This is a genomic window from Alcaligenes sp. SDU_A2, assembly GCF_038237375.1.
Lineage (GTDB): Bacteria > Pseudomonadota > Gammaproteobacteria > Burkholderiales > Burkholderiaceae_B > Alcaligenes.
Genome location: NZ_CP151273.1, coordinates 2,893,600 through 2,907,597, shown reverse-complemented (window position 1 = coordinate 2,907,597; position 13,998 = coordinate 2,893,600). Strand labels below are relative to the sequence as shown.

Sequence of the window (13,998 nt, the reverse complement as noted above, 5' to 3'; positions counted from 1 at the left end):
TTGATACTTGCGTCTCGCACATCCTCATCCTGGCGGGTGTAGCTCAGTTGGATAGAGCACAGGCCTTCTAAGCCTGGGGTCGGGGGTTCGAACCCCTCCACCCGCGCCATCTTAAAATCAGGGTCTGAAATTTGAGCTAAGGTCTTGAAGGGTAAGGAAAAATCGGGGGTTCTAAACCCCTGTTTTTTCGTGTACGCCAACCTCTCGGCAAACGCCAGTTTCAGCACGGCGCGCTTGTCCTCCAGACGCTCGGAACTCCATAAGATACAAGGACTTGCGAGGAAGTCGAAGGCGGTTCTAACTGTTTCTTCAAAGCTTCGCACCGGACGACCTGTAGTGCCGATCTTTTCCAGCAAAACCAGCTTGCGATCTTCCAGCGTCTTGATGCGCGTCTCATAGGTCGCAATCACCGATGGCACGGACGCATCGACGATGCGGTCAAGGAACTGATTCACCTGCTGCTCGACTTTGCCCAGCTCGACCTTGAGAGCTTTGGTGCGCTCCACGCCCATTGCCAGACGATGATCCCAGAGGTCTTTGAACATGGCGCGTGCTGCCTTGAACAAGGGTGCCGTCGGCTGCATGTTCTTGAGCAGGGTCTCGAACTCCCCTTCGATCACGTCGCGGCGAATCGACTTGCCGTAGTCTTCGCAGCCGCGCTGGCGGCACAAATAGTAGGGGTGATAGCTCATGCGCCCCTTTGACCAGCAAGCGGTCAAGGGCGTGCTGCAATGGCCGCACACGACCGCGCCGCGCAGCGGGAAATCAGCATTCAAGTCTTTGCGGTTGGGTGCACGCGCGCCGCCCGTCAAACGCTCCTGAATCTTCAGGTGCGTTTCATAGCTGATGAGCGCCTCATGGTGCCCCTTGCGCAAAGGCACATCCCAGTTCGGGGCTGAGACGTACCCGGCATAGACGGCACGGGTCAGAATGTCATTCACCTGCGTGAAACGTACTCGACCTTTGCGGTCATGCGGGAACTCCGGGTGTGACTCCAGAAAGCGGACAATTTCCGCCTGAATCTGAAAGCGTCCTGAGGCGTAGCCTTCCAAGGCTTCTTGCACGATAGAGGCCAGAGGCTCATTGCGCACCAGCACATTGCCATGGCCGGGTACACGCTGATAGCGAAAACCCACTGGGCAGGGGAACGGCCAATAGCCATTGAGCACACGTGCGCGCATCCGGTTTTTGGTTTGCTCGGCGTTCTTGCGGCGCTGGTGCTGGGCCACGGTCGCAAGGATGTATTCCTGCAACTCGCTGTCGGCATCTTCGCCAAACTCGACGCTGGGCGATTCCAGCACACCGCCTGCAAGGCTGATGGCAGCGCGCAGTTCGATATGCGCTTTCACGCCCCGTGCTAGGCGCGAAATATCGTCAATCAGCACCGCAGGCGCAGCGTGACGGTGCTTCCTGAGAAAGCCCAGCATGGCTTTCATGCCGGGGCGATCAATCAGGCTGCCCGAAGCATCGTCCATGAAGGTTTCGATGACCGTGTAGCCCCGCGCGTTTGCATACTCCGTGCAGCGCGCTTTCTGAGAGGAGAGGCCATCACCGCGCTTGGTTTGCGCGATGGTGGACACCCGGCAGTAAATGACTGCCAATTTCTGATCCGTGTCCATGCTTCACTCCTCTTCGTTCGTGCCGTCATCGACAGCGACATTGAATTCATGGGTGGGGGTGATTTGTTCTACCGCATCCGATGCATTCTCGGAAGCCTCTTTGAAGCGCGGCAGCACGGAATCCACATCGAAGCCAAGGCGCACGAACGTCGCCATGATGTCCCAGAGCACGCGCAGAAACTCTACTTTCTGCGCCTCGGTCATCTCGAAATCCTCGACATGTTCAAGGTACTTGCCTGCGTCAAAGGGCAGCACGCTCGCTACGGGCGGAATCGATGCCGGGGTGGAGGTCTTGTCGGTAGTCATAGAGCTTCCCTTCGCAATGAGCAACCAAGGGTTGCTCTAGTTTTAATAGTGCTACCGAGTCGATTAAGAATCGGTAAACACGGCCTGTAAAAAGCGCGGAAATCTGCGGGATTCATGGCGGCCTCTTTAATGCAGGGCGGTAGCCTTCGGGGTAGGCCCACATGCCCGTTTGATGCTGGGGCCACTGCGCCAGATCGGCGGGTACGTTCTCGCGTACCACGGGTGCCCATGAATTGCGCCATCGCCCGGCGATGGGAACACGATCCAGCGGCGGATGAAACGGATTGGGCAGATAGCCGCCCGCCATTTCAGGCTGCTTGAAGTAAGGGCGTTTGTGCGCCCGAATCGGCGGCAGGCCAAGGCCCGAGAGGAACAGAATTTGTTCGTTTTCCGGCATGTTCAACGCCTCATCCGGCGTGAGCAGCGCGCGGGCCTGCTTCTGGCGGTGTCGCGCTGCATGTTGGGCTTGCGCGATGCCCAGGCCCGCCGTGAAGGGGTCATCCCCCGCCATGACCTGATGAACAAGTTGCGCTGCCTGCGCCCGCGCGGCGTGCTGCTGCAATTCGGCATCGTAGGAAAGCGTTTGCTGGCCCAGCATCTGCGAGATCAGCCGTGCCGTGTCGAAGTCACGCACACCGAAGAACTGACGGCACTGACTGGAGCCGATAAACCCCGACAAAGCCGCGTGTCCGTAGTTGCTCGTGATCTGGCCGGGGTCTTGCCAGAATGACCAGGCACGCAAACCCATTCCCCGGCCATAGCTGTAGGCCCGCAGCAGTGCCTCGAAGTTACCAAGCTGCGCGGCCTCATCAACCACCAGCAGCACACCGGGTGCACCGGGGTGGCGGTTCTTGTAAAGGATGGCCGACCCGAATATCGCCCGCTGCACCGGGGCCAACATACCGAGGTATTCAGCCGGGATGACCAGATAGATATTGCAGTCCTGCTGGCACAAAGCTTCGAGCGATACATCCGATCCGCTCAAGGTCTCGCGCACTGCTGGATCGCTCAGGGCTTGTACCGCTTCATACAGACTGCCTGCAATGCCGCTGTATTCTTTGGGCGCTTCTTTGCGCTTGCTGTCCATCTCCTCGGCCACGCGGCGAATGTCGCCATCGGGCATGGCGGCCATACGCCGCACCAAGACATCCCAACCGGAAGGAACCGCCATCATGTTTACCAGCTCATAAAAGCTGGCAAGGCTGATAGCATCGCGGGTCTGGCTAGGGGGCATACCCGCCACATGCGCCTTGATTAGGGCTTCGGAGAGTTCGCGGGCACGTCGCCCGAAATAATCATCCCCCTGCGCGGGCAGCGGAATCAGATCAGCTACCAGCAGCTTGGTATCGGCATGGAACGTTGCCGAACCGGGCCGCAGGATGTTCCACGGATTGACTCGGTGGCGCGGCAGGCCGTGCAATCCATACGGGTTGATGCAGTACGCGGCCTTGCCCATGCGTATCTGGTTGCCGATGGAAATCGCCGCCAGTTCACCGCGTGGATCGTTGATGAGCATCCGGCGCGGTGCCTGCCATATGCCCTTGTGATCTCGCAAGCCGCACAGGTTGTAGGCCAGCACATCGCGCAGCTTGCCCGAACCCGCGCCGCCAAAAGTGATGATGGGTGCATCACCGGGCAGGCGCAGCGGGCGCTTTCCTGCGAAACCGATGAAGGGGCCGGAACTGCCATGCAACCCGGCGCGGTCGATTTGATTTGCGGTGGCCCATTGCGCACTGCCAAAACGAAATTCTTCGTGGAAGGAGGACATGACATCACTCCTTGAAACGGCGCATCGCCATCGACGTGAGCAGCCAGACCATGCCCGCTTTGAGCAAAAGGGCTGAGGCCGCGAAGATGGCGAAGGCTTCAACCCCGCCCATCACCCAGACCAGAAGCCACGCTAAATCTGCACCCCAGTGCGAGAGGAAATAGCGGTATAGCGGCCCCTTGGCCAGATCGAACACCAAGGGCGTGGCAAGGATGGCAATGGCAAAAGCCAGGACGCCGCCCAGCGAGGAAATGGCTTTGTAGAGGCCGGATGTGTCTTGGCTCATGGCAGCGCTCCTTTTCGAGGGTTGATCAAGGGCGGCACGCGGACAACAGGACATGTGTTGGAAGTACCGTGCGCCTTGTTATCTATTTGGTGCGAACTGGCGCTACTCAATAGATCGGGGATAGGTAGTTTCCCTGTGTGATCTTGCAATCGAAGCTAAGGGACGCACTTTGCGGGGCACATCAACGCGACAGCCTGATTGCTAGTAGCCTTCGACAATGCCTCGGCGTGCCTATGCGGGATGAGGTGCGGCTTGCTTGCGTACTAGTTGGGCGCGGTGCTTTGAGGTGCGTTTGGGGCGGCAAGCGGTAGCTGCTGGCGTACTACAAACATGCGCTTGCGGGTTGTTTGGGCGCTGACTGCAAGATGTGTTCTGTACTACGTCCAGAACCCACTTGCCAAAGGGAGCGTGCCGCCCCCTGTTGGATACCCCCTGCGGCTGGCGCGGCTGCGGCATCGAGCCTTTCCGCACCAGGGCAACGTCTGGCCGTTGCATCACCAGTCAGGGCTTTCATGCCCCGACACCCTGACCAAGCTCATCGCGCTTGGATTGCGACCGGGGAGACTGCCGCGCTCCCCGGAACCCCATCGGGCAAGGCGGAAACTTCGCTCTCCCCTTGCATCCCCATCGACCAAGGGGCGTGCCTGCCCCCTTGGAACCCAGCCGCTTCCAGCGCGGTTTTGATGCACGTTGCGCGCGAGGGCTGATGCCCTGGCGCGCAGGTGCGAAGCCGTCCGGCTCATGGCTGTGGGTAGCGAGAGGCAAGAACGCGGCGAATGTTCTCCCGCGTCTGCCGGGCGGTGGCGCGTTCTGCGTCGGAGCACTGCGTGCTTGCCGCGATGTCTGCGGCTTGGCGAAACATCATGCGCAGTTCGCTTTCGCTGTAGTGATCCAGTTCGTGGATGGTCGGGATATATGTGTTCATCGTTGCCTCCTTGGCTCGGAGGCCGCGCTTGTCGCGGCCTTTGTGAAGGCCGGAAGAAGCGCAAGGGGAAAATGGCAGCGGGCACCCGCAAGGGCCGCAACAAAGTGGAGGAACCGGAAAGGACTTCCGGTTTTCCAGTGCCATAGCCTTGTGCCAGAAACGGCGAGAAAAGGCCGTGCAGGCGGCGGCGGGGAGGCAGGAGGGGCGGGAACGCAGTTTATCTTGACGTGTACGGACAAATGGCGTACAGTGAAATGTGGAACGTGAACCCATTTCCCATGAGGTCAACCATGCTGCATACACCTGAAATTCAAGAAAAGTCGCGCAATGCGCGGCTGGAAGCGCGCGTGTCCAGCGACCAGAAAGACTTTTTCCAGCGTGCGGCCAACCTGACCGGGCGCACCCTGAGTGAGCTGGTCATCGACAGCACGCAAGAAGCCGCCGCGAAGATCGTGCAGGAGCACGAAGTTATCCGCCTGAGCCGTGAGGAACAGGTGGCGTTCGTGAGCGCACTGCTCACGCCTTCTGAACCGGGGCCGCGCCTGCAAAAGGCCGTCCAAAGCTACCGTCAGAAGGCGGGGTTTTGATTGGCGCTCCTCCTTACGCCGGAGCACATCAGCCCGCTGACCAAAACCCATGAACGCAAGTCATTCGATTGCGGCCAAGAAGACCTGAACCGTTATCTGCGTGAACAGGCGCGGCAGGACGCTGAAAAGCGCGTGGCCGCGCCGTTCGTGCTCACGCAGCCGGGCGATGCCAAGGTGCTCGGCTTCTACACCCTTTCATCCTCGATCATTCCCGTTGAAGAACTGCCGCCAGAGCTGATGAAGCGGCTGCCGCGCTACGGTCAGTTGCCCGTTACGCTGCTCGGGCGGCTGGCGGTGGATCGTTCAGCCGGGGGGCAAGGGGTCGGGGAATTCCTGCTGGTCGATGCCCTGCGCCGCAGCCTGGAGGCCGCGCAGCAGATCGCGGCCATGGCTGTGATCGTAGATGCCAAAAACGAGCAGGCCGAAAGCTTTTACCGGCATTTTGATTTTCAGCCGTTCCAGCAAACCCCGCTGCGGCTGTTTCTGCCCATGGGGCAGATTGCAAAGCTTTTCGCATAGCAACTTATCAGTAAATAATTGATTACCTCTCAGAAACATGGGAAACAATGAGGGGGAGAGGAATATCGTGTTTGAGCAAACCTTTAAGAATATCGATGACATCCTGCATAAAGATGCGGGCTGCACGAGCGAACTGGATTACACCGAGCAAAGCTCATGGCTGCTTTTCCTCAAATATCTGGACAATCTGGAATCTGACAAGGCCGCAGAGGCCGAATTGGAAGCGAAGACTTACCGTTTTATCCTCGATGAACCCTACCGCTGGTCGAGCTGGGCCGCCCCAAAGGGTGCGAACGGCAAGCTCGATCACAACATTGCCTTGACCGGCGATGACTTGCGCGACTTCGTGAATGGCACGCTCTTTCCGTACCTTGCGGGCTTCAAAGCACGCGCCAGCGGCCCCAACACCATCGAATACAAGATCGGCGAGATATTCGGCGAGATCAAAAACAAGGTGCAGAGTGGCTACACCCTGCGCGACGTGATCGAGCAGGTGGACGAACTGCAATTCCAGTCCCAGACGGAAAAGCACGAGCTGTCGCATCTTTACGAAGCCAAGATCAAGAACATGGGCAACGCGGGGCGCAACGGCGGTGAGTACTACACGCCCCGTCCGCTGATCCGCGCCATGATCCAAGTGACGAAGCCCCGTGTCGGAGAGCGCATCTATGACGGCGCTTGCGGTTCAGCAGGGTTCCTTTGCGAAGCCTTTGACTATCTATCAAACCAGCCAGGTCTGACCACCGCAGACCTCAAGACGCTGCAAGAGCGCACTTTCTACGGCAAGGAGAAGAAGAGCCTTGCCTACGTGATTGCGATCATGAACATGATCCTGCATGGTATCGAAGCGCCAAACGTGGTTCACACGAACACGCTGGCCGAGAACATTGCAGACATTCAGGACAAAGACCGCTACGACGTCATCCTTGCCAATCCGCCCTTCGGTGGCAAGGAGCGCAAAGAGGTGCAGCAAAACTTCCCGATTAAAACCGGGGAGACAGCATTCCTGTTCTTGCAGCACTTCATCAAGAGTCTCAAGGCCGGTGGCCGCGCTGCCATCGTCATCAAGAACACTTTCCTCTCGAACGCCGACAGCGCCTCGTCCAGTATCCGCAAGCTGCTGCTGGAAAGCTGCAACCTGCACACTGTGCTGGATTGCCCCGGCGGCACGTTCCAGGGGGCGGGTGTCAAAACCGTGGTCTTGTTTTTTGAGAAGGGCGCACCCACCCGCAAGGTCTGGTATTACCAGCTTGATCCGGGGCGTAATCTTGGTAAGACCAATCCGCTCAACGACGATGACCTGGCCGAGTTCGTCACGCTGCAAGCCAGCTTCGCTGACTCGCCCAAGAGCTGGTTAGTGGACGCAACCGCCATTGACACAAGCAACTACGATCTTTCGGTAAAAAATCCAAACGGCGGCGATGAGGTCGTGCTGCGCAATCCACAGGACATCCTCGATGAAATCGCTGCGCTCGACCTTGAGAGTGCTGAGGTGCTGGCAACGATCAGGGAGTTGGTAGCGTGATGGCACAGTGGCAAACGACATGTCTTGGGGATGCTTGTCAGTTCATCAATGGCTTATGGAAGGGTGATGTGCCGCCACTCGTTCGGGTTGGAGTGATCCGAAATACGAATTTCGCCAAGGACGGCTCCCTTGATGACTCCGATATTGCATATCTCGATGTGGAGGCGAAAAAATATGCAAAGCGTCGTCTTCAGTTTGGTGACCTCATACTGGAAAAATCTGGTGGAGGCCCAAAACAACCTGTTGGGCGGGTCATCTTGTTTGATAAGACTGAGGGTGATTACTCTTTCAGCAACTTTACTGCAGCGATCAGAATCAACGATCCGTTGACGCTAGATCACAGCTATCTTCACCGCTACTTGCACTGGCTTTACCTCTCAGGCGTGACTGAAGGGATGCAGAGTCATTCCACCGGCATTCGGAACTTGAACGGTGATGCCTACAAAGCGATCAACGTTTCTTATCCACCGCTTCTCGAACAGCGCCGCATCGTCGCCATCCTTGATGAAGCCTTCGACGCCATTGCCACTGCCAAGGCCAACACTGAGAAGAACCTTCTCAACGCTGTCGAAGTATTCAATCAACAACACGATATGGTCTTCGCGGATCATGCTGGCAGTCCAAAACGCTTTCGGCTGGGCGAGCTGGCTACGTTCCGCAACGGTGTCAACTTCACCAAACAGAGCAACGGCCAAGCTGTCCAAATCATCGGGGTCAAGGACTTCCAGAAGCATTTTTGGGCGCCGCTTGGTGATTTGGACACAGTTACGCTGGATGGTGACCTGAGTCCCATCGACGCGGTTTCCGAAGGAGACATACTCACGGTTCGTTCCAATGGCAATCCAGAGTTGATTGGTCGCTGCATGGTTGTTGGCAGCTTGACGGAACCTACCACGCACTCAGGATTCACGATTCGAATCAGCCTCGACCGCACCAAGGCAGCACCGACTTATGTTTGCCAGTTTCTGAGATCGCGCGCAGTGCGCCGCAAGTTGATTGATGGTGGTAACGGGCTGAACATAAAGAGCCTCAATCAAGGAATGCTTGCCGAGATCGCAGTTCCGCTGCCGCCGCTTGACGCGCAACATAAGATCGTCGCCAAGATCGAGGCATTGGCGACAGTAACTCACGAACTGGCCGACATCGCCACCTGCAAGGTCGCTGCTCTAGACGAACTCAAAAAGTCACTTTTACACCAAGCTTTCACTGGAAAGCTGACAGCTAAGACAACAGACAAACAAGTGGAAGCCGTGGCATGAACGAAGCAGAGACCCGCGCAGAGCATGTTGACCCCGCCCTGAAAGCCGCTGGCTGGGGTGTCGTTGAAGGCAGCCGGGTTCTGCGAGAGCATGGCATTACACAAGGGCGCTTGCAAGGGGGCGGCAAGCGGGCGAAGGCCGAGATTGCCGACTACGTTCTTGTCTACCGCAACACCAAGCTGGCCGTCATTGAGGCCAAGGCGTGGGGCAAGCCCTATACCGAGGGTGTTGGTCAGGCTAAGAGCTACGCTGCCAAACTCGCCGTGCGCCATACCTATGCGACAAATGGGCAGACGATCTACGGCATCGACATGCAAACGGGCGTTGAAGGTGACGTTGCTGCATATCCGAATCCTGATGAGCTTTGGAATCTGACATTCCCGGCTGCCAATGTCTGGCGCGACCGCTTCGCTGCTATTCCGTTTGAGGACAAGGGCGGGACATGGCAGGGCCGGTACTATCAGGACATCGCCATTGAGCGTGTTCTGGAAGCCATCGCGTCGGGGCGTGATCGCGTTCTTCTGACTCTCGCCACCGGCACGGGCAAAACGTTCGTCGCATTCCAGCTTGCTTGGAAACTGTTTCAAAGCCGCTGGAATGTCACCGACTGGAAGAGCGGCAGTGAGCCGACACGCCGCCCGCGTATTTTGTTTCTGGCGGATCGAAACATCCTGGCAGATCAGGCTTACAACGCATTCTCGGCATTCCCGGATGATGCGCTTGTGCGCATTGATCCCGCTGACATAAAGAAGAAGGGGCGTGTGCCGAAGAATGGCAGCGTTTTCTTCACGATCTTCCAAACTTTTATGAGTGGCCCCGGCGGCGCACCGTATTTTGGGGAATATCCGCCTGACTTCTTCGATTTCATCGTGATTGATGAATGCCATCGCGGCGGCGCGAATGATGAAAGCAGTTGGCGTGAAATTCTTAATTATTTTGCGCCAGCGGTTCAGCTGGGCCTCACTGCAACGCCGAAGCGCACCAATAACGCGGATACCTATGCGTATTTCGGTGAGCCGGTGTATATCTATTCGCTCAAAGAAGGCATCAATGATGGCTTCTTGACACCGTTCAAGGTCAAGCAGATTGCGACAACCCTTGACGAGTATGTCTACACCGCTGACGACGATGTGCTCGAAGGGCAGATCGAAACCGGAAAGCGCTACGAAGAAAAAGATTTCAATACGATCATCGAAATCAAGGAGCGTGAAGCGTACCGCGTCAAGCTCCTGATGGGCATGATTGATCAGCGTGAAAAGACCATCGTTTTCTGCGCAAACCAGACCCATGCACTCGCGGTGCGTGATCTGATCAATCAGATGAAAACCAGCGCAGACCCGCTGTACTGTGTTCGGGTTACGGCCAATGACGGTGCGCTCGGCGACCAGTATCTGCGCGAGTTCCAGGACAACGAGAAAACCATTCCCACAGTGCTCACCACATCGATGAAGCTCTCGACGGGTGTCGATGCGCGTAACGTGCGCAACGTTGTCTTGTTGCGCCCCGTCAAATCGATGATCGAGTTCAAGCAGATCATCGGGCGCGGCACACGGCTTTATGACGGCAAAGATTACTTCACGATCTACGATTTTGTGAAAGCGCATCACCACTTCAATGATCCAGAGTGGGATGGCGAACCTATCGAGCCTGAGCCGCCAAGGGGCGGTGGCGGTGGTGGTGGGCCTTCGCCTGAGCCACCTCCTGGGCCGTTGCCGGAGCCACCGGAGCCGCCGCGCCAGAAGATCAAGGTAAAGCTGGCAGACGGGAAGGCACGCAGCATTCAGAGCATGATGGCCACGACGTTCTGGAGCGCGGATGGACGACCGATGTCAGCAGCGCAATTCCTGGAAGTGCTTTACGGGGCTTTGCCTGAATTCTTCAAGGATGAAGATGAGCTTCGCAGAATCTGGTCGGTACCAGAAACACGCAAGGCACTGCTGGTGGGGCTGGCGGAAAAGGGGTTCAGCAAAGAACCTCTTACCGAGATGCAGAAAATCATCGAAGCCGAGAACAGCGACCTCTTCGACGTTCTTGCATTTGTAGCCTTTGCCATGGAACCAAAAACCCGCGAACAACGTGCCGACGCGGCGAAAGTTGCCGCCGCACAAGGTTTGACAGACAAGCAGCAAGCGTTCGTTGATTTCGTTCTCGCGCAGTACGTGAAACAAGGCGTGGACGAACTAGACCAGGAAAAGCTATCGCCGCTCCTGCGCCTCAAGTACCGCGCACTGCCCGACGCATTTGCCGAACTTGGTAAGCCCGATCAAATTCGCCGCGTTTTTGTGGATTTCCAGAAGTATCTTTATTCGAACTAGGCTGAACAGGGAGGGGTCGCTGTATGAGCGTCTTGAAGGAGGTCTTGGGGTGGTCTGCTGATCGTCCGGCGTGGCAACGCGACGCCTTGCGCCGTCTTGTCGAGACGGGCGAAATTGCAGACGGCGACATCCCATTATTGGCTGAGATTTGCAAAAGTAGTTACGGACTGGTGGAGCCGAATCCGGGTGATCCGTTGATAGCCCATCACCTGCCCAATGAAGACACAGCCCTTGGAATTGTTTCCCTCGATTCGATTTATCACGACAAGGGTGTGAACGCACTGGCAGAAGCACAGACATTGAAGTTCGGCCCGCGTCTTACCGTTGTCTATGGTGACAATGGGGCGGGTAAGAGCGGCTACACCCGCATCCTGAAGAGCGCATGTCGCGCCCGTGGTCGAGAGCAGATTCTTGGCAACGTGGTATCGGGTGTTGCACCTCTGCGCCCCGCAGTCTCCATTAAGTATCAAGTTCAAGGTGAGGCTGAACTGCGAGAGTGGGGTGGGCAAGGCGACGATGAATCCATTGCCAGAGTAAGTGTCTTTGATACTCAAAGTGCTTCGGTCTATTTGACCGAGAAGACAGACGTTGCGTTTCGGCCCTTAGGCCTTGATCTCTTTGACAAGCTCGTTCAGGCTTCTAAGGCGGTTCGTGCTCACCTAGAAGCCGAGCAGCGCGCGCTTGGCGGGGTTAAGACGGCGCTTCTTATGCAGGAGGTGCCGCCGGGAACAGCCGTAGCGAAGATGCTCACTGCCCTGTCTGTGATGACGAAGACGGAAGCCGTCAAGGCGCTTGCCACACTCACTGACGATGAAAAAGCCCGGCACGAGTTGGTTGAGAAGTCACTTCTCGATTTACAGGCCAACGATCCAGCCAAGCTGGCTCAACAATTAAAGCTGCGCGCCGCACGCATCCAGACACTTGCTCAACATATGCGCAGCGTTGAGATGTCGCTTTCGCCTGCGGCAGTGACCGCTGCCTTCGATGCAAGAGATGCCCTTCGCCGGAAACATGCGGAAGCCAAACGCCTCCGCGCTGCCACGTTCCCAGAAGGTCTTCTTGATGGGACGGGATCAACTGAGTGGAAAACACTTTGGGAGGCCGCAAGAGCGTTTTCCCAAGAGAAAGCTTATCCGCATCACAGCTTTCCTCATGTTGGAGAGGATGCGCAGTGTGTCTTGTGCCAACAGGGGCTGGATCACGAAGCGAGCCAACGACTTGAGCAATTCGAGGCGTTCATTGCATCGGCCACGGAGCAAGAACTGCGGGAAGCCAAAGCGCTTTTCAACGAGTCGGCTAAGGCGTTCTCTCAACTGGTTGTGCGGCCTGATTCAGTAGTCGAAGCTGTCAAAGAGCTGCGACTCGAGAGCGAAGCCATCGCTGATCAAGTTGAGACAACCCTTGGTGCCATTGAAGAGCGTCGCAAACAGGTTGCTGACACATTTGCGGCTAATGCCGATCTACCGCCGGGCCTTCCTGAGTTTCCAAGTGTTCATGCTGAGGTGTCTGCATTGGCTACTCAGCTTCAAGAGCGCGTAGCGACATTGAGCGCGGATGCCGCCGTGGAGAGGCGAAAGCAACTGACGGCGGAAGCCCAGGAACTTCGCGCGCGCATTCTGCTTTCCAAAAATGAGCAACTCGTTCTTGACGAAATCGATCGCCGGAAACGAGCCGCAGCGTATGAGCAGGCCTTGGGTGAAACGAAGACCGCAGCCATAACGAAGAAGAGCGGAGAGGTTACTCGTGCAGTTGTGACGCAGAAACTCAAAGAGAGTTTCCAGACTGAGTTGCGCAATCTGGCCTTTCAACACGTCGAAGTCGAGTTGAAAGAGGTTGGCGGTGCGGAAGGGGTGCTTTACCACAAATTAGCTTTGACGCGCGCTCCGGGAGTCGATTTGCCCAAGGTTGTTAGTGAAGGAGAGCAACGTTGCCTCTCCATCGCCGCATTCTTTGCTGAGTTGAGCACTGCTAACGATGCTTCCGGCATCGTATTTGACGACCCTGTGTCTTCGCTTGACTATCGTTGGCGCGAAGGCGTTGCACGCCGCTTGGTAGAGGCCGCCAAACAGCGGCAGGTCATTGTCTTCACTCACGATGTTGTTTTTCTTCTTTTCTTGAAGCAGATCGCCGAAGAACAGCAGGTTGATCAGCTTGATCAGCATGTCCGTCAATTACATGCGGGAGCCGGGGTGACTACGGATGAGTTGCCTTGGGTTGCTATGCCCATTAAAGGCAAGATTGGCTACTTGAAAAAAGAACTGCAAGGCGCGGAGAAGCGACATCGTGATGGTGAGCAAGCTGCCTACGAGCGTGATGCGCAATATATATATGGTCTCCTGCGAGAGGCGTGGGAGCGGGCGCTTGAAGAAGTGCTGCTTTGCAAGATCGTCGAGCGCTATCGGCCAAGCGTCCAAACGCAGCAGATCGCCAAGATCGCTGATGTGACCGATGAAGATTGCCGTCAGCTTGAAATTGGTATGACCAAATGCTCGCGCTGGTTACCCGGACACGATCAAGCTGCCGCTGCCCGCGCCCCCATCCCTGATCCAGACGAACTGAAGGGCGACATTGAAGCTCTTGAAAACTGGGTGAAGGTTATCAATAAGCGCAGAAATTGACCTGATGCGGTCAGGCAGGGCGAGCCGCTGGCGCGGCCAGGCTCTATGCGCTTGTCGGCGCACCGGGCCAGTGTCTGTCCCGGCCATCCGGTAACGATCCCTCTCGCATCAATCCTTTAGTCAGCAGCGGCAGGCATAGCCTGTCGCTCAAGTCGAGCGCCTGCCGGGCTTTGGCCCCGCAGGCGCTTTTCTTTGGTGACAGGGGTAAGCGGCTTTGCCGCACACCCCTGTTTGTGGCTTGGGGGCCAGCCCCACCAGCGCAGGACAAGGG

At 57.1% G+C, this 13,998-nt stretch carries 11 protein-coding genes, 1 tRNA gene and 2 pseudogenes; 8 read left to right on the top strand and 6 right to left on the bottom strand.

What is annotated here, in order from left to right:
* The first annotated feature begins 32 nt into the window (after window positions 1–32).
* Window positions 33–109, top strand: a tRNA-Arg gene (locus tag AADW57_RS13505).
* A gap of 541 nt (window positions 110–650) precedes the next feature.
* Here the strand turns inward: AADW57_RS13505 and AADW57_RS16790 are convergent.
* Window positions 651–719: pseudogene (locus tag AADW57_RS16790) on the bottom strand (hypothetical protein); the annotation flags it as partial.
* Here AADW57_RS16790 and AADW57_RS13500 point away from each other — a divergent pair.
* Window positions 691–822: a hypothetical protein gene (locus AADW57_RS13500; RefSeq protein WP_341667411.1), complete on the top strand. Its 132-nt coding sequence runs from the start codon at window positions 691–693 to the stop codon at window positions 820–822. The pseudogene AADW57_RS16790 and the gene AADW57_RS13500 sit on opposite strands and share 29 nt — an antisense overlap.
* 44 nt (window positions 823–866) lie before the next feature.
* Here the strand turns inward: AADW57_RS13500 and AADW57_RS16785 are convergent.
* The 5 genes and pseudogenes from AADW57_RS16785 to AADW57_RS13475 all read right to left on the bottom strand — a co-directional run.
* A pseudogene (locus tag AADW57_RS16785) lies at window positions 867–1,619 on the bottom strand (recombinase family protein); the annotation flags it as partial.
* A gap of 3 nt (window positions 1,620–1,622) precedes the next feature.
* Window positions 1,623–1,925, bottom strand: coding sequence for a hypothetical protein (locus tag AADW57_RS13490; protein ID WP_341667409.1), 303 nt, complete (start codon window positions 1,923–1,925; stop codon window positions 1,623–1,625).
* Between the two features lie 112 nt (window positions 1,926–2,037).
* Window positions 2,038–3,693, bottom strand: a complete 1,656-nt coding sequence (locus tag AADW57_RS13485; RefSeq protein ID WP_341667408.1) for a type IV secretory system conjugative DNA transfer family protein — start codon at window positions 3,691–3,693, stop codon at window positions 2,038–2,040.
* A 4-nt stretch (window positions 3,694–3,697) separates the two neighbouring features.
* On the bottom strand, window positions 3,698–3,979 hold the full coding sequence (locus AADW57_RS13480; RefSeq protein ID WP_341667407.1) for a hypothetical protein: 282 nt from the start codon (window positions 3,977–3,979) through the stop codon (window positions 3,698–3,700).
* Between the two features lie 739 nt (window positions 3,980–4,718).
* Entirely contained in the window at window positions 4,719–4,904 is a 186-nt protein-coding gene (locus tag AADW57_RS13475; protein WP_341667406.1) for a hypothetical protein, read from the bottom strand.
* 290 nt (window positions 4,905–5,194) lie between these two features.
* Between AADW57_RS13475 and AADW57_RS13470 the strand changes: the two genes are divergently transcribed.
* From AADW57_RS13470 to AADW57_RS13445, 6 genes are all read left to right on the top strand, one after another.
* Complete coding sequence (locus tag AADW57_RS13470; RefSeq protein WP_341667405.1) at window positions 5,195–5,491, top strand: type II toxin-antitoxin system TacA family antitoxin; 297 nt, start codon at window positions 5,195–5,197, stop codon at window positions 5,489–5,491.
* A complete protein-coding gene (locus AADW57_RS13465; protein ID WP_279975957.1) occupies window positions 5,492–6,010 on the top strand; it encodes a GNAT family N-acetyltransferase in 519 nt (172 codons plus the stop codon). It begins immediately after the preceding gene.
* A 67-nt stretch (window positions 6,011–6,077) separates the two neighbouring features.
* On the top strand, window positions 6,078–7,535 hold the full coding sequence (locus AADW57_RS13460) for a class I SAM-dependent DNA methyltransferase (RefSeq protein WP_279975955.1): 1,458 nt from the start codon (window positions 6,078–6,080) through the stop codon (window positions 7,533–7,535).
* Window positions 7,535–8,794, top strand: a complete 1,260-nt coding sequence (locus AADW57_RS13455; protein WP_341667404.1) for a restriction endonuclease subunit S — start codon at window positions 7,535–7,537, stop codon at window positions 8,792–8,794. The genes AADW57_RS13460 and AADW57_RS13455 overlap by 1 nt, the downstream gene beginning before the upstream one ends.
* Entirely contained in the window at window positions 8,791–11,109 is a 2,319-nt protein-coding gene (gene hsdR, locus AADW57_RS13450; protein ID WP_279975952.1) for an EcoAI/FtnUII family type I restriction enzme subunit R, read from the top strand. The genes AADW57_RS13455 and hsdR overlap by 4 nt, the downstream gene beginning before the upstream one ends.
* Window positions 11,110–11,132: 23 nt before the next feature.
* The gene (locus tag AADW57_RS13445; RefSeq protein ID WP_279975950.1) at window positions 11,133–13,727 is read left to right on the top strand and encodes an AAA family ATPase; all 2,595 of its coding nucleotides are present in this window, start codon (window positions 11,133–11,135) and stop codon (window positions 13,725–13,727) included.
* Window positions 13,728–13,998 lie beyond the last annotated feature (271 nt).

What these genes read in the sequence shown, in the direction of transcription:
- AADW57_RS13500 (WP_341667411.1), top strand. Translation starts at nt 691, where the DNA reads ATGCGCCCCTTTGACCAGCAAGCGGTCAAGGGCGTGCTGCAATGGCCG.
- AADW57_RS13490 (WP_341667409.1), bottom strand. Translation starts at nt 1,925, where the DNA reads ATGACTACCGACAAGACCTCCACCCCGGCATCGATTCCGCCCGTAGCG.
- AADW57_RS13485 (WP_341667408.1), bottom strand. Translation starts at nt 3,693, where the DNA reads ATGTCCTCCTTCCACGAAGAATTTCGTTTTGGCAGTGCGCAATGGGCC.
- AADW57_RS13480 (WP_341667407.1), bottom strand. Translation starts at nt 3,979, where the DNA reads ATGAGCCAAGACACATCCGGCCTCTACAAAGCCATTTCCTCGCTGGGC.
- AADW57_RS13475 (WP_341667406.1), bottom strand. Translation starts at nt 4,904, where the DNA reads ATGAACACATATATCCCGACCATCCACGAACTGGATCACTACAGCGAA.
- AADW57_RS13470 (WP_341667405.1), top strand. Translation starts at nt 5,195, where the DNA reads ATGCTGCATACACCTGAAATTCAAGAAAAGTCGCGCAATGCGCGGCTG.
- AADW57_RS13455 (WP_341667404.1), top strand. Translation starts at nt 7,535, where the DNA reads ATGGCACAGTGGCAAACGACATGTCTTGGGGATGCTTGTCAGTTCATC.
- hsdR (WP_279975952.1), top strand. Translation starts at nt 8,791, where the DNA reads ATGAACGAAGCAGAGACCCGCGCAGAGCATGTTGACCCCGCCCTGAAA.
- AADW57_RS13445 (WP_279975950.1), top strand. Translation starts at nt 11,133, where the DNA reads ATGAGCGTCTTGAAGGAGGTCTTGGGGTGGTCTGCTGATCGTCCGGCG.